Origin of the sequence: Stutzerimonas stutzeri (assembly GCF_024448715.1) — a bacterium.
Classification (GTDB): Bacteria; Pseudomonadota; Gammaproteobacteria; order Pseudomonadales; family Pseudomonadaceae; genus Stutzerimonas; species Stutzerimonas stutzeri_AR.
Genome location: NZ_JAMOHZ010000002.1, coordinates 529,520 through 552,111 on the forward strand (window position 1 = coordinate 529,520; position 22,592 = coordinate 552,111).

Sequence of the window (22,592 nt, forward strand, 5' to 3'; positions counted from 1 at the left end):
ACTAGCGAAAGCTGCGCCCCGGATCGTCATTGCTGACCTCCAGCGTCAGCCCCTGGGAGACGCTACTCAGGTGCTCACCGTCGGTTTCCGAGCCCAGCTTGATCATCAGGCGCAGGTCGTTGGACGAGTCAGCGTGCAGCAAGGCGTCTTCGTAGGTGATTTCACCTTGCACGTAGAGGTTGTATAGCGCCTGGTCGAAAGTCTGCATGCCAAGGTCGGTCGAGCGTTTCATCAGCGACTTGAGTTCATGGACTTCGCCCTTGCGGATGAGGTCGGCTGCCAGCGGGGTATTGATCAGCACCTCGATGACCGCGCGACGTCCCTTGCCGTCGGGCGTTGGAATCAGTTGCTGGGCAACGATAGCCTTGAGGTTCAGCGACAGGTCCATCCAGACCTGCTGATGCCGGTCGGCGGGGAAGAAGTTGATGATCCGGTCCAGCGCCTGGTTGGCGTTGTTCGCGTGCAAGGTCGCCAGGCAAAGATGCCCGGTCTCGGCGAACGCGACCGCGTAGTCCATGGTCTCGCGGGTCCGCACCTCACCGATGAGAATCACGTCGGGCGCCTGTCGCAGGGTGTTCTTCAGCGCTACATCGAAGGAATCGGTGTCAATGCCAACTTCGCGTTGGGTGACGATACAGCTTTGGTGCTGATGGATGAACTCGATAGGGTCTTCGATGGAGATGATGTGCCCGCTGGAATTCTTGTTGCGGTAACCGATCATCGCCGCCAACGAGGTCGACTTGCCGGTACCGGTCGCACCGACGAACAGCACCAGCCCGCGTTTGGTCATGGCGAGCTTCTTCAGTACGTCCGGCAGTTTGAGATCTTCGAGCGTCGGGATATTGGTCTCGATGCGCCGCAGCACCATGCCGGCGAGATTGCGCTGGTAAAACGCACTGACACGAAAACGGCCGATGCCCCGCGCGCTGATGGCGAAGTTGCATTCGTGGTTTTCAGCGAACTCCCGGCGCTGTTGCTCGTTCATGACCGCGTGCACGGTTTCGCGAGTCATCTCCGGCGACATCGGCGTTTTGTTCACCGGCATGATCTTGCCGTTGACCTTCATCGACGGCGGCACACCAGCGGTAATGAACAGATCGGAGCCGCCCTTTTCCACCATCAGGCGCAACAGTTTCTCGAATTCCATCATCGTTCTCGTAGTCTGGCAAAGCCGCGTTGAAGCGAAACGGAGGCGCTGGCGATCGCGCAGCCAGGCTTCCTGCTGAGGTTAGAAGTTTTCCGGCTGCTTGGCTTTTTCCTTGGCGCTATCTCGAGAGACAAGACCCTTGGCAAGTAAACCCTTGAGGCATGAATCGAGCGTCTGCATGCCCAGCGAACCACCGGTCTGAATCGCCGAATACATCTGCGCCACCTTGTCCTCGCGGATCAGGTTACGGATCGCCGGAGTACCGATCATGATTTCGTGGGCCGCCACCCGGCCGCCGCCGACCTTCTTCAGCAAGGTCTGGGAAATCACCGCCTGCAGCGACTCGGAAAGCATCGAGCGGACCATGGATTTTTCTTCCGCTGGGAACACGTCGACTACACGGTCGATGGTCTTGGCAGCCGAGGTGGTGTGCAGGGTACCGAACACTAGGTGCCCGGTTTCCGCCGCGGTGAGCGCCAGGCGGATGGTTTCCAGGTCGCGCATCTCACCGACGAGGATGATGTCCGGGTCTTCCCGCAGCGCCGAGCGCAGCGCTTCGGAAAAGCCCAGGGTGTCGCGATGCACCTCGCGCTGGTTAACCAGGCACTTCTTCGACTCATGAACGAATTCGATCGGGTCTTCGATAGTGAGAATGTGGTGATATTTGGTGTTGTTCAGGTAGTCGAGCATCGCCGCCAGGGTGGTCGACTTGCCCGAACCGGTAGGGCCGGTCACCAGCACCAGGCCGCGCGGCACATCGGTAATCTTGCGGAAAACCTCACCCATGCCGAGATCCTCCATGGTCAGGACCTTGGACGGAATGGTCCGGAACACCGCGCCGGCACCGCGGTTCTGGTTGAACGCGTTGACCCGGAAACGCGCCACGCCAGGCACTTCAAAGGAAAAGTCGGTCTCGAGGAACTCTTCGAAATCCTTGCGCTGCTTGTCGTTCATGATGTCGTAGATCAGCGCGTGTACCTGCTTGTGATCCATCGCCGGAAGGTTGATCCGGCGAACATCGCCGTCAACGCGGATCATTGGCGGCAAGCCGGACGAAAGGTGCAGGTCAGACGCACCCTGCTTGGCACTGAAGGCCAGCAGCTCTGTGATATCCATGGGACTCCCCAATTACAAGCAAGCAGGTAGAATGCCGCGCAGACCCTAAGGTGGCAGGCGCAGGTAATGTCCACGATAGAGAGCAATATTGCAAAGGTCACAGCGCGCATCCGTGAGGCGGCGCAAGCTGTAGCGCGCGATCCCGACGAGGTGCGCCTGTTGGCGGTAAGCAAGACGCAATCGGCCGACGCCATTCGCCAGGCTTGCGACGCCGGCGTGCACGATTTCGGCGAGAACTACTTGCAGGAAGCGCTCGAAAAACAGGCCGATCTCTCCAACCTCCCTCTTGTCTGGCATTTCATTGGCCCCATTCAGTCGAACAAGACCAAGTCGATCGCCGAGCACTTCGACTGGGTTCACTCAGTTGATCGCCTGAAGATCGCCCAGCGCCTATCCGATCAGCGGCCTGCCGAATTGCCGGCACTCAACATCTGTCTACAGGTCAACGTCAGCGGCGAGGCCAGCAAGTCGGGCTGCGAGCCGCAGGACGTGCCCGTGCTAGCCCGCGCAATTGCCACGCTGCCTCGTCTGCGGCTGCGCGGGCTGATGGCAATTCCCGAACCGACCGAAGACCTCGCCGAGCAACGCGCCGCGTTCGCCCGCTTGCGTCAGTTGCAAAGCGAACTCGGCCTCGGTCTCGATACACTTTCCATGGGCATGAGCCAGGACCTGGAGGCCGCCATCGCCGAAGGTGCCACCTGGGTCCGCATCGGCACTGCCCTGTTCGGCGCCCGCGCTTATCCGTCGCAGACAGATACGGTCGCCCCTCCGCATGATTAAAGGAACTCACGCATGAGCACTCCCCGTATCGCCTTCATTGGCGGCGGCAATATGGCCGCGAGCCTGATCGGCGGGCTGCGAGCCCAAGGCATTCCAGCCAGGTCCATCTGCGCCAGCGATCCCGGTGCAGACAAGCGCGCCGAGCTTGAAACCACCCACGGAATCGAGACCTTTGACAACAACGGCCAGGCGATAGCCAACGCCGACGTTGTGGTGCTGGCGATAAAACCGCAGGTAATGCAAACGGTCTGCCGGGACCTGGCTGGTCACCTGCAGTCGAATCAGCTGATCGTTTCGATCGCTGCCGGCATCAACTGCGCGAGCCTTCAGTACTGGCTGGGCGAGCAAGCGCCGCGGGCAATCGTGCGCTGCATGCCGAACACGCCTTCACTGCTGCGTCAGGGTGTCAGCGGGCTCTACGCCAACGCCCAGGTCAGCGACACGCAAAAGCAGCAGGCTGAGCAGTTGCTGTCGGCGGTCGGCGTGGCGCTGTGGCTCGATGAGGAAAGCCTGATCGACGCCGTTACCGCCGTATCCGGCAGTGGACCGGCGTATTTCTTTTTGATGATCGAAGCCATGACGGCGGCTGGCGAACAGCTCGGTTTGCCGCGCGCCACTGCCGCTCAACTGACGTTGCAGACCGCGCTGGGCGCGGCGCGGATGGCCTGTGAGAATGATCTAGAAGCAGCGGAACTACGGCGCCGGGTTACGTCACCGAACGGAACCACCGAAGCGGCGATCAAAGCCTTTCAGGCAGGCGGCTTCGAGACCCTGGTACAACAGGCGGTAAACGCAGCCGCGCAACGCTCGGCCGAACTCGCCGAACAATTGGGCAAATAAGGAATCTTCATGTCGCAACTCTCGCAAGCCCTGATCCTGATCATCCAGACGCTCGGCAGCCTTTACCTGCTGATCGTGCTGCTGCGCTTCATCCTGCAATTGGTCCGTGCCGACTTCTACAACCCGCTGAGTCAGTTCATCGTGCGTGCCACTCACCCATTGCTACGGCCGTTGCGCCGGGTGATTCCCAGCATCGGCGGGCTCGACCTGTCGTCATTGGTACTGGCAATCATTGTGCAGATACTGCTGATGGCGGCGATCCTGATGATCGCTTACGGCACTATCGGCAATCCGCTACAGCTGCTGGTCTGGGCCATGATTGGTGTCACCGGCCTGTTCCTCAACATTTTCTTCTACGCGCTGATCATCAGTGTGATTCTGTCTTGGGTTGCGCCCGGCAGCCACAATCCTGGCGCCCAGTTGGTCAGCCAAATATGCGAGCCGGCGCTAGCGCCCTTTCGCCGCCTGCTGCCTAATCTTGGCGGGCTGGATATATCACCGATCTTCGCGTTCCTCGCGATAAAGCTGTTGGATATGTTGGTAATCAACAACCTGGCCATGATGAGCCACATGCCCAACATCCTGCGCTCGCTGATTTAAAAGTTGCTACCGCCCATTCGCCTCATGCAGCGTTTGGGCGGTAGTTCACAGCAGCTTGATTGACCCACACAAGGCGACTGGGATAATCGCCCGATTACGCCTATCAGGAACATCACGATCATGGAACGACTCGACCGGCAGGTGGATGCCTATGTCGCCTGGAAACGCGACCTGATTCGTGAAATCACCCGCTACCGCAGCTGGCTAGCGCATAACCGCCTGACCTCCGACGCGGTCGATGCAAGACTGGAACGCGCGCTGAAGTTGCTGCGCACCGATCACATTACCCTGGCGTTCGTCGGCGAGTTTTCACGCGGCAAGACCGAGCTGATCAACAGCCTATTCTTTTCTAGCTACGGCCAGCGCATTCTGCCCTCGCGGGCGGGTCGCACCACCATGTGCCCCACCGAACTATTCTTCGATCCGCGCGCGGAACGCTCTTATATTCGCCTGCTACCCATCGAATCGCGTCTGGAAGACACCAGCATCGCTCAGCTCAAACGCACTCCACATTTCTGGCGGAACATTTCGCTGGAGCCGGGCAATCCGGACAACATGGTCGAAGCCTTCACTCAGGTTGCCGCCACCAAGTCGATGCCGGCGGAGCAAGCCATTCAGCTCGGCTTTCACCCCGACTCACTGGAGAGCTCGGATATCGGCGGCGAAGTGCTGGTGCCGGCCTGGCGGCATGCCATGGTCAACTTCGATCACCCACTGTTGCGTCAGGGCCTGCGCATCCTCGATACACCCGGTCTCAACGCGCTGGGTAGCGAGCCGGAACTCACCCTTTCGATGCTGCCGAATGCCCAGGCGATAATTTTTCTACTGTCGGCCGATGCCGGCGTTAGCGCCAGCGACATGGATATTTGGCAACAACACATCCGCCAGCTCGACGATGGCAACCGGAACCGTCTGTTCGCCGTGCTGAACAAGATCGACGTGCTCTGGGATGACGTCTCAGGCGATGCATTCGTCCAGGCCGCGATTCAACAGATGCAGACCAGCACAGCACAGCAGCTTGGCATCGCTGTTGAAGACGTGCTTCCCCTGTCGGCCAAACAGGCGCTGCTGGCCAAGATCCGCGGCGACCAGGCGCTGCTGGAACGCAGCCAACTGGCAGCACTGGAGCAGCTGCTTTGTGATCGCATCCTGGCGCAGAAAGAGCGTCTTCTGGAACAACAAGTGGTGCGTCAGGTAATCGCGCTCTTGCAGAACAGTCAGCACATCCTGAACCAGCGCCTGAACAAGGTGCGCGAGCAAAGCGAGCTGCTCGACAGCCATCGTCAGGATAGCGGCCAAATGCTGGTGGAGCTTACCGCCCGCACCCGCCACGATCACAATCAGCACCACAAGCGCCTGCTGCAGCTGAAAACCAACCAGCGCCTGCTGCAACGCCAGGGCGAACTATTACGTGGGACGGTGCGTGCCGAACGCCTGGATGAGCACCTGACACGCCTGCGTCGCAGCCTGACTGGCAGCCTGACGACACTGGGCATCAATCTCAGCATTCTGCACTTCTTCCGCTCGGTCGAGCAGGATCTGGGCGCGCTCGAGAATGAAGCGGCACTGGCGAACAAGATAGTGTCGGCGATTTACCGGCGCCACAACGAAGAGAACCCCTTGCACGGCGTGGACTCGCCGCTGTTCCGCCTTGCGCCCTACCAGAAGGAGTTGAAGGGCTTGCAGAACAAGGCCGATCAGTTCCGTCTGCAGCTCAAGACCTTGCTCACAGAGCAGCGCACCCTGACCCGACGTTTCTTCGCCACCTTGGTGCAGGAAGTGATCGGAATGCACCAGCGTCTGCGTCAGGAAGCCGAACAGTGGGCCGGCGAAGCCCTGATGCCACTAATGCAGCATTCGCTGGAGCACAAACAGCAGCTCGAAGCGCACATGCTGCGCCTCAAGAGCCTGGCGCAGAACAGCCAGCAAAGCAGTCAGCGCGGCCGCCTGCTGGCGCGCTACAGCCTTGAGCTGGAAGAGCAACTGGCGCAGGCCGGCGAAATGCTACGGCTGCTGCGCCGCCCGGCACCGATCCGACGCCAAGGCAAAGTCGTCAGCCTCACCAGCGCCAGCGTAGGCTGACTGGCTTGCGATTTAAGGATGAATTGGCGCGCGCTAACCTTTAGACTTTGCCGCCTTCTTCCAGCACGAGCTCAGGGTCGATGCCCACTGCTATTCCAGCCGATTCCGTTGGTCTGGTGAGTCCGAAGGTCGCGCATTTCGCCGAGCCGCTGGCACTCGCCTGCGGCCGCACGCTCAACGACTACCAGTTGATCTATGAAACCTACGGTGAACTGAACGCCGCGCGCAGCAACGCCGTGCTGATCTGCCATGCCCTGTCCGGCCATCACCATGCCGCCGGTTTCCATGACCTGGACGAGCGTAAACCCGGCTGGTGGGACAGCTGCATCGGGCCGGGCAAAGCGATCGACACCAACCGCTTCTTCGTTGTTAGCCTGAACAACCTCGGCGGCTGCAACGGCTCGACCGGCCCCAGCAGTATCAATCCAGCGACAGACAAGCCTTACGGCGCGGACTTCCCGGTGGTCACGGTGGAAGACTGGGTCAACAGCCAGGCGCGACTAGCCGATGTGCTAGGAATCGAGCAATGGGCGGCGGTGGTCGGCGGCAGCCTGGGCGGCATGCAGGCGATGCAATGGACCATGAGCCACCCTGAGCGCGTCCGCCACTGCGTGGCCATCGCCTCGGCGCCCAAATTGTCGGCGCAGAACATTGCCTTCAACGAAGTGGCACGTCAGGCGATCTTGTCCGACCCGGAGTTTCATGGCGGTCACTTTCAGGAGCAGAACGTGATTCCCAAGCGTGGGCTGATGCTGGCACGGATGGTCGGGCACATCACCTATCTTTCCGATGACGCCATGGGTACCAAGTTCGGCCGAGGCCTGAAGAGCGAGAAGCTCAATTACGACTTCAACAGTGTCGAATTCCAGGTTGAGAGCTATCTGCGTTATCAGGGCGAAGAATTTTCAAGTCGCTTCGATGCGAATACTTATCTGCTGATGACCAAGGCACTGGATTATTTCGACCCGGCCGCGGCCTATGACGACGATCTGGCCAGAGCCTTGTCGACTGCCAAGGCGGATTTCTGCGTGATCTCTTTCACCACTGATTGGCGTTTCTCGCCGGAGCGCTCGCGTGAGATCGTCGACGCGCTGATGGCGGCACGCAAGAACGTCTGCTATCTGGAAGTCGACGCGCCCCAGGGCCACGATGCGTTCCTGATCCCGATCCCCCGCTATCTACAAGCCTTTCGCGGTTACATGAACCGCATCGCCGTATAAGGAACCCACATGCGCGCCGATCTGGAAATCATCCAAGACTGGATACCGGCGGGTAGCCGTGTGCTCGACCTCGGTTGCGGCAACGGCGATTTGCTGGCCTGGCTGCGAGACAACAAGCAGGTCAGTGGCTACGGCCTGGAAATCGATCCTGACAACATCGCGGCCTGTATCGAAAAGGGCGTCAACGTCATCGAGCAGGACCTCGACAAGGGCCTGGGCAACTTCGCCAGCGACAGCTTCGACATGGTGGTCATGACCCAGGCCCTGCAGGCGGTTCATTACCCCGATGAGTTGCTCAAGGAAATGCTCCGAGTCGGCCGCGAATGCATTATTACTTTTCCTAACTTCGGTCACTGGCGTTGCCGCTGGTACCTGGCCAGCAAGGGCCGCATGCCGGTGTCAGAGTTTCTCCCCTACACGTGGTACAACACGCCAAATATTCACTTCTGTACCTTCGAGGATTTCGAAAGGCTGTGCCGGGAGCGCGGTGCCCGCGTACTCGAACGCCTCGCCGTTGACCGGCATCACAAGCATGGTTTGGCGAGCCGCATATGGCCCAACCTGATTGGGGAAATCGGCATCTATCGCGTCACCGGGCCCGCCCGCTGACCTGCTTCATATGGAGGACTATTCTTGAAACGCAGCCTGATCTACCTGCTCACCCTACTGTTCGCCTTGCCTGCGCTGGCCGAACGCAAACACAGCGTCGGTCAACACGACGTGCATTACATCGCCTTCAATTCGAGCTTCTTGCAGCCCGACATCGCCGCTGCCGCCGGACTGGTGCGCAGCAAGGCCCAGGGCGTGGTCAACGTCTCGGTGCTCAAGGCTGGCAAGCCAGTGGCTGCGCAGGTCAGCGGCACGGTGAAGAACCTGCTGGGCCAGGATTACCCACTGACCTTCAAGCAGCTCAAGGAAGGCGACGAAGCCATCTACTACCTCGCTCAGTTCCCGTTCGAATCGCGCGAGACGCTGCGCTTCAACCTGAACGTTCAGCCGACGGGCGCCGCCCCGATCAACTTCGACTTCACCCAAGAATTCTTCCCGGACGAATGATGCCTTTTAAAGAACTGGTGCTGGCCAGTCATAACGCCGGCAAGCTCAAGGAACTACAGGCCATGCTGGGCGACGCGGTGCACGTGCGCTCGATTGGCGAATTCAGTGATGTAGAGCCGGAAGAAACCGGTCTGTCCTTCGTCGAGAACGCCATTCTCAAGGCGCGAAACGCGACGCGAATATCCGGATTGCCGGCGCTCGCCGACGATTCGGGACTAGCCGTGGACCACCTCGGCGGCGCGCCGGGCATTTACTCGGCGCGCTACGCAAACGGCCAGGGCGATGCGGCGAACAACGCCAAGCTGCTGGATGCACTGAAAAACGTGCCGGATGCAGAGCGTGGCGCTCAGTTCGTCTGTGCACTCGCGCTGCTCCGACATGCCGACGACCCGTTGCCGATCATCTGCGAAGGCCTGTGGCATGGCCGTATTCTCCATGCGGCCCAGGGTGAACATGGCTTCGGCTACGACCCGCTGTTCTGGGTACCGGAGCGCGACTGCTCCAGCGCCGAGATGGTTCCGTCGGACAAAAACCAGCTCAGCCACCGCGCCCGGGCCATGAGGTTGCTGAAAGCGCGGTTGGGGATCGCTTGAAAACCGCTAAAGACCCAAGGCTGAATGCTGGACGAAAAAGCGACACCCTCGTTCAGCCTCTAGCGTCCAGCGAAGACCAGGCACAAGCGATCGAGCTGCCGCCTCTAGCGGCCTACATCCATATCCCCTGGTGCGTGCGCAAGTGCCCGTACTGCGACTTCAACTCACACGCCGCTGGCCCGGAGCTGCCTGAAGACGCCTATATCGCTGCGCTGCTCGCCGATCTTGAATGCGAACTGGATCAGGTGCAGGGCCGCAGGCTTACCTCGATCTTCTTCGGCGGCGGCACCCCGAGCCTGTTTTCCGCCGAGGTACTGGGCCGGATTCTCGATGGGCTGGAGCAGCGGGTAGGATTTGCCGACGGAATCGAGATTACCCTGGAGGCCAACCCAGGCACCTTCGAACAGACGAAATTCCGCGACTACCGCAGCCTCGGAATCAATCGTCTGTCGATTGGCGTCCAAAGCTTTCAAGCCGCCAAGCTAAAAGCGCTGGGCCGCATCCACGACGGCGACGAAGCCATTCGTGCCGCGGATATGGCGCGCGCAGCCGGCTTCGATAATTTCAACCTCGACCTGATGCACGGGCTGCCTGAGCAGAGCCTGGACGATGCGCTGAGCGATTTGCGCATTGCCATTGCACAGCAACCGACGCACCTGTCCTGGTACCAGCTCACCGTCGAGCCGAACACCGAGTTCTGGAGCAAACCACCCAAGCTGCCAGAAGACGAAACGCTATGGGATATTCAGGAAGCCGGCCAGGCATTACTGGCGGGGCACGGCTACGGTCAGTATGAGACGTCCGCCTACGCACAACCCGGACGCCAGGCGCGGCACAACCTGAACTACTGGACCTTCGGCGATTTCCTCGGCCTCGGCGCTGGGGCGCACGGCAAGTCGACCCGGCCCGACGGGCAGATTCGGCGCAACTGGAAGACTCGCCTGCCCCGGGATTATCTCGATCCGGCAAAGCGCTTTCGTGCTGGCGACAAACGCCTCCAGCAGAACGAATTACCGTTCGAATTCCTGATGAATGTGCTGCGCCTCACTGACGGTGTCCCTACGCTGTTGTTCACTCAGCGCACCGGTCTGCCGCTGGATTTGCTAGCCGAAGCCCGGCGCAAAGCCGAAGCCCGAGGCCTGTTGGCAAGCGATCCGGAACGACTGGTCGCCACAGCCAAAGGCCAGTTGTTTCTGAACGACCTGCTGCAACTTTTCCTGCCCTAAGGACCCTGCATGGATCTTGTACTCGACCTCATCGCCACCCTGTCGCGCTGGAGCCGTCACCACCTGTTCGACATTTCCCTGGCAATCATGGCCACGCTCTTCGTGCTATTCGGCCCGGCGCTGAACGCCTGGGTACAGAAGAACATTGGCGGACTGAACTTCGTTCTGCGCACGCTGGCCTTCGTGGTGTTCTGCGCACTGGTCTACGGCCTCGGGATCATCTATCTCAGCCCTTGGCTAGCCAAAGGCCTGGCTCAGTTCAACAACTACACCCTTGCACCGGTGCTGCTGTTGGTGCTGTTTATCATTGGCGTGGTCGCCGACCGCAACTGACCGCACCCCTGACATAAAAAAACCGCCTGAACAGTCTGTGAACAGGCGGTTTTCTTTTGGCATGCACCAATCGCTTAGTTGGCGCCCCGACGTAGCGCTGCCGGCGAGAAGTCTCGTGGCCCCATTTTGGCGTTGAAGTCGTACATCGGCTCGTTGTTGTCGAGTCCGTCGACGAAATAGTTGTCATCCTTCAGGTGGTACAGCGTCTCTAGCGTGCTGCCAAACATTGGCACCTCGTAATAGCTGATCGGATGGCTTTCCTGCAGGCCGATCAGCTCGTTGTTCTCGTCGTACAGATCGACCGCCAGAATCTGCCAGCTGTCTTCGTCAATGTAGAACCGGCGCATGTCGTAAGGATGGCTGAAGCCCTTGCGCAGCGTAGCCTCGACGATCCAGACGCGATGCTGTTCATAGCGCAGCAGTTCGGGGTTCAGCGTGCGTGGGCCGACGATCGATTCGTAAGGGATGCCCTGCTGATGAACCGCGTAGCTGTTGTAGGGCACCAGCATTTCGCGCTTGCCGACCAGCTTCCATTCATAGCGATCCGGGGCGCCATTGAAGGAGTCGACCACGTCAGCCGTGGCCAGCCCGCTGGTGTCCGGCTGCAGCGAGTCGTAGGCCAGCGAAGGCAAACGCCTCACACGTCGGTCGCTCGGGCTGTAGCGCCAAGCCTTGCGGATCGCCAGCACCTGATCCATGGGGTCCTGCACGACCAGCGAGGTGCCGGAGAGCTTCGCCGGTGCGGTGACCCGGTACTTGTAATAAAGAAGGGTGTTGTCCAGCTGCGCTTTGTCCATTCCCTCACGGTTGTAGACGTAATAGATATGCCGGTCCCGCTTGATCAGGTTGGCCCTGCCGTTGATCACCACGGCCTGGTTGTTGATCATGTGGGTCTGCTCACCCTTGTAATGAAGGATGTGGTTCCAGATCACTTCCATGCCGTCTTGCGGTAGCGGAAACGGAATGCCGGCGACAGCGCCCTTGATTCCGTTGCCGTTGGCAATCAGTTCGGCAGACACGGCGTTGGTGCGCGTCTCGTCATAGATGCGCTGTGGGGCCGCGGCGCTGCGGCGTGACGGAAATACGCGTAGATGAAAGTCCGAATGCCGCTCGATCAGCGCCCGCAGGCCTTCGGGCAGGAGCGCGGCGTATTGCGCGACATTGCTGCTGTCGACCCGATAAAGCACCGGATCGGCCGCGTACGGGTCCGGATGATGCATTCCGACCGAGTAGCTGGCCGGCGGCTGTACCCCACCAGTCCAGGCCGGGATGCTACCGCTGGCGTTGGCCGACCGCTCGGCCCCCAGCGGGGTCAGGTCCTGCCCCAGGCGCGCAGCCTGGGTTTCATCCACCTTGGCCTGTGCCTGACTGGCGCAGGCCGCCAGTAGCAGAATTCCAAACTTTCTAAACATTTTTGCTCCTTTGCAGCGCAACGGGCACGCCGCACGTAACGACCGCTGCCAGCAGGCAGGGCTCTCTTGAGGCGTTGGGGAGGTTGTGCCGTCCTGGCATTCGTTGTTTTCAGATCTTCCTTGGGCCGCGTGAAACGGCTCTAGCGGGCGCAGCTATGGCACCCACGCTTGCTAGTCAGTCGATGCGTTCGAACTTCAGATCCCAGACCCCGTGGCCCAGGCGCTCACCGCGGCGCTCGAACTTGGTCGTCGGGCGCTCCTGCGGACGTTCAATGTACTGCCCGCTTGCAGCCTGGTTGCGATAACCAGGCGCGACGCTCATGACGTCGAGCATGTACTCGGCATAGGGCTCCCAATCGGTCGCCATATGCAGCACACCACCAATTTTCAGTTTCTGTCGCACCAGTTCGGCGAATGCCGGCTGGACGATGCGCCGCTTGTGGTGGCGACTTTTGTGCCAGGGGTCGGGGAAAAACAGCAAGACCCGGTCCAGGCTGGCGTCGGGGACGCATTCACGCAGCACTTCAAGCGCATCGCAACTGTAGACCCGCACGTTATCGAGATTTTGTGACAGAAGTCCGCTCAGCAGCGCACCCACTCCTGGCGAATGCACTTCCACGCCGATGAAATCCTGCTCAGGCGCTGCCGCGGCCATTTCCAATGTGGAATGACCCATACCGAAGCCGATTTCGAATGTCCGCGGCGCCTGCCGGCCAAACACCTGGTCGAAGTCGCGCAGGCCATCACTCAATTCGAGGCCGAACCGCGGCCAGCCTTGATCCAGGCCGCGCTGCTGACCTTCGGTCATGCGTCCTACACGCATCACGAAACTTTTGATGGTGCGCATGCGCCGTTGGCCATCGGCCGGGATGGAAGTGTCACTCATGAACGAACCTGCAAAATAACAATGACCAGCCGCGCGATTGGATGAGCGCGCGGCTAGGAAGGGAGAAATTAGCGGATCAGGCCTTCCAGAGGCGAAGAGGCGCTGGCATAGAGTTTCTTCGGCATACGCCCCGCCAGATAGGCTAGACGTCCAGCATCGATGGCGTACTTCATGGCCTCGGCCATCAACACCGGATTCTGCGCGTGGGCGATGGCGCTGTTCATCAGCACCGCCTCACAGCCCAGCTCCATCGCGATGGTCGCGTCGGACGCCGTGCCCACACCCGCGTCGACGAGCACTGGCACCTTGGCTTCTTCAAGGATGATGCGCAGGTTGTAAGGATTACAGATGCCCAAGCCGGTGCCGATCAAACCGGCCAGCGGCATCACCGCGATACAACCCATGTCGGCCAGCTGGCGCGCGATGATCGGATCATCGCTGGTGTAGACCATCACATCGAAACCGTCCTTGACCAGCACTTCAGCGGCCTTGAGGGTTTCGATCACGTTGGGAAATAGGGTTTTCTGGTCGGCCAGCACTTCCAGCTTGACCAACTTGTGCCCGTCGAGCAGCTCGCGGGCGAGACGACAGGTACGGACGGCCTCGTCGGCGTCATAGCAGCCGGCGGTATTAGGGAGAATGGTGTAGCGGTCCGGCGAGATGACGTCGAGCAGATTCGGCTCGCCCGGATTTTGACCGATATTGGTGCGGCGCACGGCTACGGTGACGATCTCGGCGCCCGAGGCTTCGATCGCCGTGCGGGTTTCTTCGAGATCCTTGTACTTGCCAGTGCCCACCAGCAGACGCGACTGATAAGTGCGGCCAGCGAGTGTAAAGGGTTTGTCGTGCGGAACTGGGCTCATGGGACCATCCTGTTCAGACGTTATAAAGCGAGAAGTACGCCGCCGCACGGAGCGGCATCCGGAAAAAATATGCGATGCGGCGTAGACCGCTAACCACCACCAATGGCATGCACGACTTCGATCTGGTCGCCTTCGACCAGCACGGTCAAGGCATGTTGGCTGCGTGGAACGATGTCGCGGTTAAGTTCGACCGCCAGCCGGCGCCCAGTCAGTTCCAGGCGTTGCAGCAGATCGGCCACCGACTGACCGTCAGGGAGCTCATAGCGCTCGCCGTTCAACTGAATGTGCATAGTGATCGCCACCATTGCGAAGGGGTCAGCATTCTAGCCCGATCAACCCGGACCACCAAGGCGGCGAGCGTCGCCATTCATCCGTGTATCGCCGGCGTCGCTGTGGTCAGCCTCGAAGATTCCACGCCGCTAACATCAGACAGATCCAGCCCGCCAGAAAAGCCGTGCCGCCGATTGGGGTGATGATGCCGAGCTTGCCCACACCCGTCAGGGTGAGCAGGTAAAGACTGCCAGAGAACAGCAGGACGCCCAGCGCGAATAGGCAACCTGCCGCAACCAGCAGACGGCTCGGCGCGTGCAGTGCGAGCAGGGCCACACCAAACAGCGCCAGCGCATGGATCAACTGATACTGCACGCCCGTTTGAAACACCGCGAGATAGTCGGCGCCGAGGCGGCTTTTCAGGCCATGGGCGGCGAAGGCGCCCAGAGCAACGCCGGTCAGCCCGAAAAATGCGGCAAGCAGAAGAAAGGAACGAATCATTCGGTAGTGTCCGGTCAGGGAGTTTGAGCGCCGTTATAATGCCCGTTCTCCCTGGCTGCGACCACGACCCATGTTCCGAGCCCTGCTGCGTCGCCTTTCTAAATTGCTGCTATGGCTGGCCGCGCTTTCCGTGCTGCTGGTATTGGTGCTGCGCTGGGTTCCGCCGCCCTTCACCGCACTTATGGTCGAGCGCAAATTGGAATCCTGGAGCAGCGGCGAAAGCATCGACCTTCAGCGCACCTGGCGACCATGGAAGGAATTGCCAGACAACCTGAAAATGTCGGTCATTGCCGCCGAAGATCAAAAATTTGCCGACCATTGGGGCTTCGATATCGCTGCCATTCGCGCCGCGTTAGCCCATAACGAACGCGGTGGCTCGCTGCGGGGCGCCAGTACCCTGAGCCAACAAGTGGCGAAGAACCTGTTTCTCTGGTCCGGGCGCAGTTGGGTGCGAAAAGGGCTCGAGGTCTGGTTCACTGGCTGGATCGAGCTCCTGTGGCCGAAACAACGCATCCTTGAGGTCTACCTGAACAGTGTCGAATGGGGCAGCGGAATTTTCGGCGCAGAGGCGGCGGCGCGGCATCATTTCAGTGTCGGCGCGCCCTATCTTTCAGCCGCTCAGGCCAGCCAGCTAGCCGCCGTGCTGCCCAATCCGCGCGAGTGGAATGCCGGCCGGCCTGGCCCGCATGTTCGCCACCGCGCCGCCTGGATTCGCCAGCAGGTACGGCAGCTGGGCGGTAGCCATTATCTGAACAGCATGCGGAAATCCACAGCCAGACGAAACTGAGCGACGCCAGCGATACCGGCGCGGCCTGACGGAGCGTTATGGCAGTAAGCCATCTCAACGAGTAAGCTGAAACTCACATGTTGCGAGATGCGCGGCACTTCCCCCGCACGCAGAAAGGCCGCCGGGGCAGACGGACCAATGCCGTAATTTCTCGCCCATTCGCCACTGAACGCATGGCAGCGAAAGCATGAGCGAAACCGTGACCGAACACAGCGCACCCCTAAACAAGGTGCGGCAACTCTTCAACTGGCGTAACAGCATCGCCTGGCTCGTCCTGGCTTTCACATTGCTGGTGCAGTTGATCATCCTTAAGCAACTGGAGCTGAAGGAAGATCGCGCCGCAGGCCAGCAATTCGAGTTTCTGGTAGAAAAAACCACCGAAGCCATCGGCAAGCGCATGATCAACCATGAGCAGGTTTTACTTGGCGCAACAGGATTGTTCGACGTCAGCGGTGAGGTCTCGCGTGAACAGTGGCGCGCCTATAACGAGCGTCTGCAACTGGCCGAGCGCTACCCCGGAATTCAGGGAGTCGGATTCGCCAAGGCCGTACGCCCCGAAGGTCTTGCGGCCCACATCCAGAGCGTCCGCGGCGAAGGATTCGCAGATTACGACGTTCATCCACTCGATAGGGATCGCGCGCTCTATACGCCCATCGTCTACCTTGAGCCGTTCCGTGAACGCAACCTCGCCGCTTTCGGCTATGACATGTTCGCCGAACCGGTGCGCCGGAAAGCCATGCTGCAAGCAGCCGAGTCAGGGCAGACCCGCATTACCGGCAAGGTCACGCTCCGACAGGAAACCCACGGAACGGTGCAGGCCGGCGTACTGATGTATGTGCCGCTGTACCAACCTGGCGCGCCGACCGACTCGCCACAACAGCGTCTGCAGGCGCTCCGAGGCTTCGTCTATAGCCCCTATCGGATGGACGATCTAATGCGTGGAATTCTCGGAGCCACCGACCCGAACCTCAGCTTGCACATTTATGCCGGCGACCAGGAACGGCCAGAGCATCTCATCTTCGCCAGTCGTGAGCTGCCACGTGCCGAATCTGCCCGGCACAGCGAAGTCGCACGGCTCGACCTCTACGGGCAGATATGGACCCTGCGGCTGGAGAGCCTGCCGGAGTATGATCGCTTCTTTCATGTCAACAACGAGCTGGTCATCGGCCTTGGTATTGGCCTGAGCCTGCTGCTGTTCTTCCTGACCTCATCGCTCTCGCTAAGGCGTAGCCGCGCCGAGGCGCTGGCGCAGCAGATGACCGAGCATATCCGGGAGAACAAACGCGCCCTTCAGCTCAGTGAGGAGCGTTTGAGTCTTGCGCTGAAAGGCAGTAACGACGGCCTTTGGGATCTGAACCTCGACGCCGCAACCTTCTACGCATCGCCGCGCGCCTGGCACATGCTCGGCTACCGCCCCGGCGAGCTGCAGTCGGATCTGAAACTATGGGAACAGGTTCTGGTGCCCGACGACCTGCCTCAGGCCAAAAGGCAGTTGGCGCATACCATGCTCTCGACGGTCGATCATTTCACCACCGAACTACGCTTCCAGCATAAAAGCGGAAAGGTGATACCAGCTCTGATCCGCGGCTACATCCAGCGCGATCGGAATGGTCAGCCGCTGCGCATCAGCGGCACCAGCATGGACCTGACCGAGCACAAGCGCATCGAGCAGATGAAAGACGAATTCGTCTCAACCGTTAGCCATGAATTGCGCACGCCGCTGACCTCGATCAGTGGTGCCCTGGGCCTGGTTACCGGTGGCGCGCTGGGCGAGGTGCCACCACCCATGCGGCAGATGCTGGAAATTGCTCATCGCAACAGCCTGCGCCTGGGTTATCTGATCAATGACCTGCTGGACATGGAAAAAATCGCGGCGGGCAAGATGTCCTTCGATATGCGCGAACATTCGCTCAGCCGACTGCTGGACGAGGCGCTGGCAAGCAACCAAGCCTTCGCCAGCCATCTCGGCGTGAACTGCCTACTGCGTAACTCTGCCGCAGTCAGCGTTTGGGTCGATGGTCTGCGCCTGCAGCAGGTGCTGAGCAATTTCCTCTCCAATGCCATCAAGTACACCCCGGAAGGTGGTGAAGTAACATTGCACTGCAGTCTGCCCGATGCAGGCCATGTGCGCATCAACGTTACCGACCAAGGCCCAGGTATTCCCCAAGGCTTCCAGGCGCGGGTATTCGAAAAATTCGCTCAGGCAGATGCCTCGGACAGCCGTCAGAAAGGCGGTACCGGCCTGGGATTGGCGATCACCAAGGAGTTCATCGAGCGAATGGGCGGGCGGGTCGGCTTCGATACAGCAGAGGGTCAAGGCACGACGTTCTGGTGCGAACTGCCGATAATTGAATCATCCGGCTCTGCGACCGACCAGGGCCAGCTACGGCTACTGGTTGTCGAAGACGAGCCGGATACTGGCCGCTTGCTGCACCTGATGCTGCGCGATGCCGGCTACTCGGTCGATCGCGCGCAGAGCCTGCATGCCGCGCGGGGCAAGCTCGCCAGCGTCCGCTACGAGGCGATGACACTCGATCTGCATTTGCCCGACGGCAGCGGGCAAGAGCTGATCGACGAGGTACGCCGCAATCCCGACACGCAAGCATTACCGATTATCGTGATATCAGCCGCTAGCCAGTTCGAGCAGAACGACAGCGATACCAGCATCACCTGGCTACATAAACCCATCAGCGCGGCGCAGCTGCTGATCGCACTCACCGATACCCTGGAAAACTCCCGGTCCATTCCTTGAACCGCCGGAACGCGGGCTGCCGACAAGGGCGTGACCTGACAGGTATAAAAAAGGCGCTACAGGCAAAACCTGTAGCGCCCTCTTAGGCTCTGGAAAATCAGGCCTGAATCGAGCCCTTGAGCTTGTTCATGGCATTCTTTTCCAACTGGCGAATACGCTCTGCAGAGACCCCATATTTGGCGGCGAGGTCATGCAGAGTCGCCTTGTTGTCACTCAGCCAACGCTGTTGAAGGATATCCCGGCTACGCTCGTCCAGCGTTTCCAGCGCCTCGTGCAGGCTGGAATTGGAATTGTCGCTCCAGTCGGCATCCTCGAGTTGCCGCGCCGGATCGTAGCGATGATCCTCCAGATAATGCGCAGGCGACTGGAAGGCACTGTCGTCATCGGCGTCGGCCGACGGATCGAACGCCATGTCGTGCCCCGTCAGACGGCTCTCCATCTCGCGCACTTCACGGGCTTCAACGCCGAGGCTGTCGGCAACCCGCTCGACTTCGTCGTTGTTCAGCCAGGCCAGGCGTTTCTTCTGGCTGCGCAGATTGAAGAACAGCTTGCGCTGCGCCTTGGTCGTGGCGACCTTGACGATGCGCCAGTTGCGAAGAATGAATTCGTGGATTTCGGCTTTGATCCAGTGCACCGCAAAAGACACCAGGCGCACACCCATCTCGGGGTTGAAGCGCTTGACAGCCTTCATCAGGCCGACGTTACCTTCCTGGATCAGGTCGGACTGGGCCAGACCATAACCGGAATAGCTGCGGGCGATGTGTACGACGAAACGCAGGTGGGCAAGCACCATCTGGCGAGCGGCCTCGAGATCCTGTTTGTAGAACAGGCGCTCAGCCAGCTCGCGTTCCTGCTCGACCGTCAGCAGCGGAATGCTGTTGACCGTCTGCACGTAGGCCTCGAGATTGCCTCCCGGGACCAGGGCTTGAACAGGTTGCAGAGAAGTTGTCATGCAGGTCCTCCGATAATGAAGCTGCAGCAGTTTAGCATTGCCGGGTGAGACTGCAAGCTTGGGGTAAAATTCCCTTACACCTATTAAATTACTTAAATATCAATGAGTTATCATCGCGGCGCAAGCTCACTCAAATGCCGCGCAACAGCCAGCCAGGCGCCGATATAGCCCAGCAGCAAGGCACCGAGAACCAGCGATAGGCCATCTCCGACCGGCACCCCGGCCAGACCGAAGTCACTGCCATACAGGCCGGCCAAGCCAGTCACCGCCTCGTTCAACCAGCCCAGCCCGTAAGCCAGCAGCGACCAGGCGATCAGTCCGGCACCCAGACCGTACAGGGCTCCCATATAAAGAAACGGTCGCCGTACGTAGCCATCGGTTCCACCGACCAGCTTGACCACTTCGATCTCGGTACGGCGGTTCTCAATGTGCAGACGAATGGTGTTGCCGATCACCAGCAATAACGTCGCGATAAGCAGCAGGCTGAGGCCGAAGACGAAGCGATCGCCGAGTTTCAGAATCGCCGTCAGCCGCTCGACCCACAGCAGGTCGAGCTGCGCCTGCTCCACGCCGGGCAACTCGGCCAGGCGCTGGCGCAAGGCTTCGAGGTTGTCTCGGTCGACCTCGCTGGGCGTCACCAAGATCACTCCGGGCAAGGGGTTTTCTGGCAGCTCGCGCAGCGCCTCGCCCAGTCCCGATAGCTGTTGAAACTCTTCCAGCGCCTCCTCGCGACTGATCCAGTCAGCTTCCGACACATCCGGCATCGCCAGGATCTGCTCGCGAAGCGCCTGGCCCTCCTGCGCATCCACATCCAACTGCATGAACAGTGAAATCTGCGCCGCACGCTGCCAGGACCCACCGAGCCGCTCGACGTTGTCCAGCAGCAGCGCCAGGCCCATCGGCAAACTCAGCGCGACGGCCATGACCAGACAGGTGAAGAAGCTGCCGATCGGTTGTTTGATCAGCCTGCCAACACTATCGACCATGCTGGCACGGTGGCTTTCCAGCCAGGCGTGAAACAGCGTCTTGAAATCCGGCTCGTCGCTTCTGGGCTGCTCAGGCTTGTTCCGCACGCCACCCGCGCGCTCGGCCGGGTTCGGATTATTCTCGGGTGCGCTCATCGTGCCGCCTCCCCGTCGCCAATCAGGCGACCACGCTGCAGGGTGAGCATGCGATGACGCATGCGGGCGATCAGCGCCAGGTCGTGACTGGCGATCAGCACGGTGGTACCGAGGCGATTGATATCTTCGAAAACACCCATGATTTCAGCGGCCAGTCGCGGATCGAGGTTGCCAGTTGGTTCGTCGGCGAGCAGCAGAGCCGGCCGATGCACCACTGCGCGGGCGATGCCGACGCGCTGCTGCTGGCCAGTGGAAAGATCCGAGGGGTACTGCAACGCCTTGTCCTTGAGGCTCACCCGCTCCAGCGCGGTCATGACTCGCTGACCGATCTCGCGCTTGTTCAGCCCCAGTATCTGCAAAGGCAGCGCGGCATTGTCGAATACGGTGCGATCGAACAGCAGCTGATGATTCTGGAATACCACGCCGATCTGCCGGCGCAGGAACGGGATCTGCGCATTGCTAATCCGCGACAGGTCCTGCCCGGCCAGTAGCAGCTTGCCGCTGGTGGGGCGCTCCATCGCCAGCAGCAGACGCAGCAGGGTGCTCTTGCCTGCGCCGGAGTGGCCGGTAACGAAGAGAAACTCTCCGCGCTGCACATGGAACGACAGCTCGTGCAATCCGGTGTGACCGTTGGGATAACGCTTGCCGACCTGTTCGAATCGAATCATGACGAGACGTTACCCCCGCTCACCCCTTTCTCGGCAAATAGCGCATTGACGAAAGAGTCCGCTTCGAAAGTACGTAAATCATCGATGCCTTCGCCAACACCGATATAGCGGATCGGCGTGCCGAACTGCTTGGCCAGCGCGAAGATCACCCCGCCCTTCGCCGTACCGTCTAGCTTGGTCAGTGCCAGGCCGGTGAGCTCCACGGCCTGATTGAACTGGCGGGTCTGGTTGATGGCGTTCTGGCCAGTGCCGGCGTCGAGCACCAGCAGCACTTCATGCGGAGCCGTCTCGTCCAGCTTACCGATGACCCGACGGACCTTCTTCAGCTCTTCCATCAAGTTGTCCTTGGTATGCAGACGACCGGCGGTATCGGCAATCAGCACATCGATGCCGCGGGCTTTGGCGGCCTGCACGGCGTCGAAGATCACCGAAGCGGAATCCGCGCCGGTGTGCTGGGCGATCACGGCGATCTTGTTGCGCTCGCCCCAGACCTGTAGTTGCTCCACGGCGGCCGCCCGGAAGGTGTCGCCGGCAGCGAGCATGACTTTTTTGCCCTCGAGCTGCAGCTTCTTTGCCAGCTTGCCGATGGTGGTGGTCTTGCCGACGCCGTTGACACCGACCACCAGAATCACGAAAGGCTTTTTGCCGGCTTCGATCACCAGCGGCTGCTCGACCGGCTTGAGCAGGCTGGCCAACTCTTCCTGCAGCGCCTTGTACAGCGCGCCGCTGTCGGCCAGTTCCTTGCGCGACACCCGGCGCGCGAGGTTCTGCATGATTGCCGTGGTTGCCTCGACGCCGACATCGGCTGTCAGCAAGCGGGTCTCCAACTCATCCAGCAGATCGTCGTCGATGGCCTTCTTGCCGAGAAACAGGCTGGCCATGCCCTCGCCGATACTGGCGCTGGTTTTCGACAAGCCCTGCTTAAGCCGCGCAAAGAAACCGATTTTGGCAGCCGGCTCGGCAGTGGTAACAGGTGCCGGCTCGACGGCGATCTCGGCGAGCGCCGGTGCCTCGGGAATTTCCTTGGTCTGAACGACTTCTGGGATGGGCTCAGGTTCGGGCTCAGCCTGGAGCACTGCTTCCGGTTTGAGCTCCGGTTCGGTTTCCGGCTCGGGCTGAGCATCTGTCGGGCGCGGCTCAGCGGCCGGGATCGCATCGACCTCGTCGGCGAACGGCTGGCTGTCTTCCAGCGGCTCGGCAGCGGGCGGCTCAGCCGCCGGGGTCTGCGGCTTCTTGCGCAACCAGCCGAACAAGCCTTTCTTTTCGCCAGCCTCGGCCGGCGCCTTCTTATCGTCGTTGGAACCAAACATGGAGAAGATTTTCTCAAGAGGGCGAACGCCGGCGGCCACGCCACCGGCCAGACGGGGGCTATCCTAGCACTGCGCAA

The 22,592-nt window shown here is 60.5% G+C and carries 23 protein-coding genes; 12 read left to right on the top strand and 11 right to left on the bottom strand.

What is annotated here, in order from left to right:
* Position 1: 1 nt before the first annotated feature.
* Positions 2-1,147 (bottom strand): PilT/PilU family type 4a pilus ATPase, encoded by a 1,146-nt coding sequence (locus tag NAV33_RS05895; protein WP_255977865.1) that lies wholly within the window; start codon positions 1,145-1,147, stop codon positions 2-4.
* 81 nt (positions 1,148-1,228) lie between these two features.
* Positions 1,229-2,263, bottom strand: a complete 1,035-nt coding sequence (gene pilT, locus NAV33_RS05900; RefSeq protein ID WP_255977867.1) for a type IV pilus twitching motility protein PilT — start codon at positions 2,261-2,263, stop codon at positions 1,229-1,231.
* A gap of 66 nt (positions 2,264-2,329) precedes the next feature.
* On the opposite strand from pilT, the gene NAV33_RS05905 reads away from it, so the two are divergent.
* The 10 genes from NAV33_RS05905 (at position 2,330) to NAV33_RS05950 (ending at position 10,993) form a co-directional block, all read left to right on the top strand.
* Positions 2,330-3,043, top strand: a complete 714-nt coding sequence (locus NAV33_RS05905; protein ID WP_255977869.1) for a YggS family pyridoxal phosphate-dependent enzyme — start codon at positions 2,330-2,332, stop codon at positions 3,041-3,043.
* Between the two features lie 12 nt (positions 3,044-3,055).
* The gene (gene proC, locus NAV33_RS05910; RefSeq protein WP_255977872.1) at positions 3,056-3,883 is read left to right on the top strand and encodes a pyrroline-5-carboxylate reductase; all 828 of its coding nucleotides are present in this window, start codon (positions 3,056-3,058) and stop codon (positions 3,881-3,883) included.
* 9 nt (positions 3,884-3,892) lie between these two features.
* Positions 3,893-4,483 carry a YggT family protein gene (locus NAV33_RS05915; protein ID WP_131649514.1) on the top strand — a complete coding sequence of 197 codons (591 nt, stop codon included), beginning with the start codon at positions 3,893-3,895 and terminating at the stop codon, positions 4,481-4,483.
* A 120-nt stretch (positions 4,484-4,603) separates the two neighbouring features.
* On the top strand, positions 4,604-6,565 hold the full coding sequence (locus NAV33_RS05920) for a dynamin-like GTPase family protein (protein ID WP_255977875.1): 1,962 nt from the start codon (positions 4,604-4,606) through the stop codon (positions 6,563-6,565).
* A gap of 80 nt (positions 6,566-6,645) precedes the next feature.
* The gene (gene metX, locus NAV33_RS05925; protein ID WP_255977877.1) at positions 6,646-7,785 is read left to right on the top strand and encodes a homoserine O-succinyltransferase MetX; all 1,140 of its coding nucleotides are present in this window, start codon (positions 6,646-6,648) and stop codon (positions 7,783-7,785) included.
* Between the two features lie 9 nt (positions 7,786-7,794).
* Positions 7,795-8,394 (top strand): methionine biosynthesis protein MetW, encoded by a 600-nt coding sequence (gene metW / locus NAV33_RS05930; protein WP_255977880.1) that lies wholly within the window; start codon positions 7,795-7,797, stop codon positions 8,392-8,394.
* A gap of 24 nt (positions 8,395-8,418) precedes the next feature.
* A complete protein-coding gene (locus NAV33_RS05935) occupies positions 8,419-8,841 on the top strand; it encodes a DUF4426 domain-containing protein (protein ID WP_255977882.1) in 423 nt (140 codons plus the stop codon).
* Positions 8,838-9,434, top strand: coding sequence for an RdgB/HAM1 family non-canonical purine NTP pyrophosphatase (gene rdgB, locus NAV33_RS05940; protein WP_255977884.1), 597 nt, complete (start codon positions 8,838-8,840; stop codon positions 9,432-9,434). The genes NAV33_RS05935 and rdgB overlap by 4 nt, the downstream gene beginning before the upstream one ends.
* A gap of 89 nt (positions 9,435-9,523) precedes the next feature.
* Positions 9,524-10,660, top strand: coding sequence for a radical SAM family heme chaperone HemW (gene hemW, locus NAV33_RS05945; protein WP_255978173.1), 1,137 nt, complete (start codon positions 9,524-9,526; stop codon positions 10,658-10,660).
* Positions 10,661-10,669: 9 nt separating this feature from the next.
* Positions 10,670-10,993, top strand: coding sequence for a DUF3392 domain-containing protein (locus NAV33_RS05950; RefSeq protein WP_046161601.1), 324 nt, complete (start codon positions 10,670-10,672; stop codon positions 10,991-10,993).
* 74 nt (positions 10,994-11,067) lie between these two features.
* Here NAV33_RS05950 and NAV33_RS05955 read toward each other — a convergent pair whose 3' ends face one another.
* The 5 genes from NAV33_RS05955 to NAV33_RS05975 all read right to left on the bottom strand — a co-directional run bounded on the left by NAV33_RS05955 (position 11,068) and on the right by NAV33_RS05975 (position 14,925).
* Positions 11,068-12,405, bottom strand: a complete 1,338-nt coding sequence (locus NAV33_RS05955) for a DUF1329 domain-containing protein (RefSeq protein ID WP_255977887.1) — start codon at positions 12,403-12,405, stop codon at positions 11,068-11,070.
* 175 nt (positions 12,406-12,580) lie between these two features.
* Complete coding sequence (gene trmB / locus NAV33_RS05960; RefSeq protein WP_272887227.1) at positions 12,581-13,291, bottom strand: tRNA (guanosine(46)-N7)-methyltransferase TrmB; 711 nt, start codon at positions 13,289-13,291, stop codon at positions 12,581-12,583.
* 68 nt (positions 13,292-13,359) lie between these two features.
* Positions 13,360-14,154, bottom strand: coding sequence for a thiazole synthase (locus NAV33_RS05965; RefSeq protein ID WP_255977889.1), 795 nt, complete (start codon positions 14,152-14,154; stop codon positions 13,360-13,362).
* An 89-nt stretch (positions 14,155-14,243) separates the two neighbouring features.
* A complete protein-coding gene (thiS, locus tag NAV33_RS05970) occupies positions 14,244-14,444 on the bottom strand; it encodes a sulfur carrier protein ThiS (RefSeq protein WP_255977891.1) in 201 nt (66 codons plus the stop codon).
* A gap of 106 nt (positions 14,445-14,550) precedes the next feature.
* Positions 14,551-14,925, bottom strand: a complete 375-nt coding sequence (locus NAV33_RS05975; RefSeq protein ID WP_255977893.1) for a DUF423 domain-containing protein — start codon at positions 14,923-14,925, stop codon at positions 14,551-14,553.
* A gap of 70 nt (positions 14,926-14,995) precedes the next feature.
* On the opposite strand from NAV33_RS05975, the gene mtgA reads away from it, so the two are divergent.
* Together mtgA and NAV33_RS05985 are read left to right on the top strand one after the other, a co-directional pair.
* Positions 14,996-15,712: a monofunctional biosynthetic peptidoglycan transglycosylase gene (mtgA, locus tag NAV33_RS05980; RefSeq protein ID WP_255977895.1), complete on the top strand. Its 717-nt coding sequence runs from the start codon at positions 14,996-14,998 to the stop codon at positions 15,710-15,712.
* Between the two features lie 187 nt (positions 15,713-15,899).
* Positions 15,900-18,464 (top strand): hybrid sensor histidine kinase/response regulator, encoded by a 2,565-nt coding sequence (locus NAV33_RS05985; protein ID WP_255977897.1) that lies wholly within the window; start codon positions 15,900-15,902, stop codon positions 18,462-18,464.
* Positions 18,465-18,561: 97 nt separating this feature from the next.
* On the opposite strand, the gene rpoH is transcribed toward NAV33_RS05985, so the two are convergent.
* The 4 genes from rpoH to ftsY all read right to left on the bottom strand — a co-directional run bounded on the left by rpoH (position 18,562) and on the right by ftsY (position 22,515).
* Entirely contained in the window at positions 18,562-19,416 is an 855-nt protein-coding gene (gene rpoH, locus NAV33_RS05990) for an RNA polymerase sigma factor RpoH (protein WP_255977899.1), read from the bottom strand.
* A 110-nt stretch (positions 19,417-19,526) separates the two neighbouring features.
* Positions 19,527-20,537: a permease-like cell division protein FtsX gene (gene ftsX, locus NAV33_RS05995; protein ID WP_255977901.1), complete on the bottom strand. Its 1,011-nt coding sequence runs from the start codon at positions 20,535-20,537 to the stop codon at positions 19,527-19,529.
* Positions 20,534-21,205 carry a cell division ATP-binding protein FtsE gene (ftsE, locus tag NAV33_RS06000; protein ID WP_025243434.1) on the bottom strand — a complete coding sequence of 224 codons (672 nt, stop codon included), beginning with the start codon at positions 21,203-21,205 and terminating at the stop codon, positions 20,534-20,536. The genes ftsX and ftsE overlap by 4 nt, the downstream gene beginning before the upstream one ends.
* Positions 21,202-22,515: a signal recognition particle-docking protein FtsY gene (gene ftsY, locus NAV33_RS06005; RefSeq protein WP_255977903.1), complete on the bottom strand. Its 1,314-nt coding sequence runs from the start codon at positions 22,513-22,515 to the stop codon at positions 21,202-21,204. The genes ftsE and ftsY overlap by 4 nt, the downstream gene beginning before the upstream one ends.
* Positions 22,516-22,592 lie beyond the last annotated feature (77 nt).

Bases quoted from the DNA above. Each gene is read 5' to 3' on its own strand.
- NAV33_RS05895 (WP_255977865.1), bottom strand. From the start codon at position 1,147: ATGGAATTCGAGAAACTGTTGCGCCTGATGGTGGAAAAGGGCGGCTCC.
- pilT (WP_255977867.1), bottom strand. From the start codon at position 2,263: ATGGATATCACAGAGCTGCTGGCCTTCAGTGCCAAGCAGGGTGCGTCT.
- NAV33_RS05905 (WP_255977869.1), top strand. From the start codon at position 2,330: ATGTCCACGATAGAGAGCAATATTGCAAAGGTCACAGCGCGCATCCGT.
- proC (WP_255977872.1), top strand. From the start codon at position 3,056: ATGAGCACTCCCCGTATCGCCTTCATTGGCGGCGGCAATATGGCCGCG.
- NAV33_RS05915 (WP_131649514.1), top strand. From the start codon at position 3,893: ATGTCGCAACTCTCGCAAGCCCTGATCCTGATCATCCAGACGCTCGGC.
- NAV33_RS05920 (WP_255977875.1), top strand. From the start codon at position 4,604: ATGGAACGACTCGACCGGCAGGTGGATGCCTATGTCGCCTGGAAACGC.
- metX (WP_255977877.1), top strand. From the start codon at position 6,646: ATGCCCACTGCTATTCCAGCCGATTCCGTTGGTCTGGTGAGTCCGAAG.
- metW (WP_255977880.1), top strand. From the start codon at position 7,795: ATGCGCGCCGATCTGGAAATCATCCAAGACTGGATACCGGCGGGTAGC.
- rdgB (WP_255977884.1), top strand. From the start codon at position 8,838: ATGATGCCTTTTAAAGAACTGGTGCTGGCCAGTCATAACGCCGGCAAG.
- NAV33_RS05950 (WP_046161601.1), top strand. From the start codon at position 10,670: ATGGATCTTGTACTCGACCTCATCGCCACCCTGTCGCGCTGGAGCCGT.
- NAV33_RS05955 (WP_255977887.1), bottom strand. From the start codon at position 12,405: ATGTTTAGAAAGTTTGGAATTCTGCTACTGGCGGCCTGCGCCAGTCAG.
- trmB (WP_272887227.1), bottom strand. From the start codon at position 13,291: ATGAGTGACACTTCCATCCCGGCCGATGGCCAACGGCGCATGCGCACC.
- NAV33_RS05965 (WP_255977889.1), bottom strand. From the start codon at position 14,154: ATGAGCCCAGTTCCGCACGACAAACCCTTTACACTCGCTGGCCGCACT.
- thiS (WP_255977891.1), bottom strand. From the start codon at position 14,444: ATGCACATTCAGTTGAACGGCGAGCGCTATGAGCTCCCTGACGGTCAG.
- NAV33_RS05975 (WP_255977893.1), bottom strand. From the start codon at position 14,925: ATGATTCGTTCCTTTCTTCTGCTTGCCGCATTTTTCGGGCTGACCGGC.
- mtgA (WP_255977895.1), top strand. From the start codon at position 14,996: ATGTTCCGAGCCCTGCTGCGTCGCCTTTCTAAATTGCTGCTATGGCTG.
- NAV33_RS05985 (WP_255977897.1), top strand. From the start codon at position 15,900: ATGAGCGAAACCGTGACCGAACACAGCGCACCCCTAAACAAGGTGCGG.
- rpoH (WP_255977899.1), bottom strand. From the start codon at position 19,416: ATGACAACTTCTCTGCAACCTGTTCAAGCCCTGGTCCCGGGAGGCAAT.
- ftsX (WP_255977901.1), bottom strand. From the start codon at position 20,537: ATGAGCGCACCCGAGAATAATCCGAACCCGGCCGAGCGCGCGGGTGGC.
- ftsE (WP_025243434.1), bottom strand. From the start codon at position 21,205: ATGATTCGATTCGAACAGGTCGGCAAGCGTTATCCCAACGGTCACACC.
- ftsY (WP_255977903.1), bottom strand. From the start codon at position 22,515: ATGTTTGGTTCCAACGACGATAAGAAGGCGCCGGCCGAGGCTGGCGAA.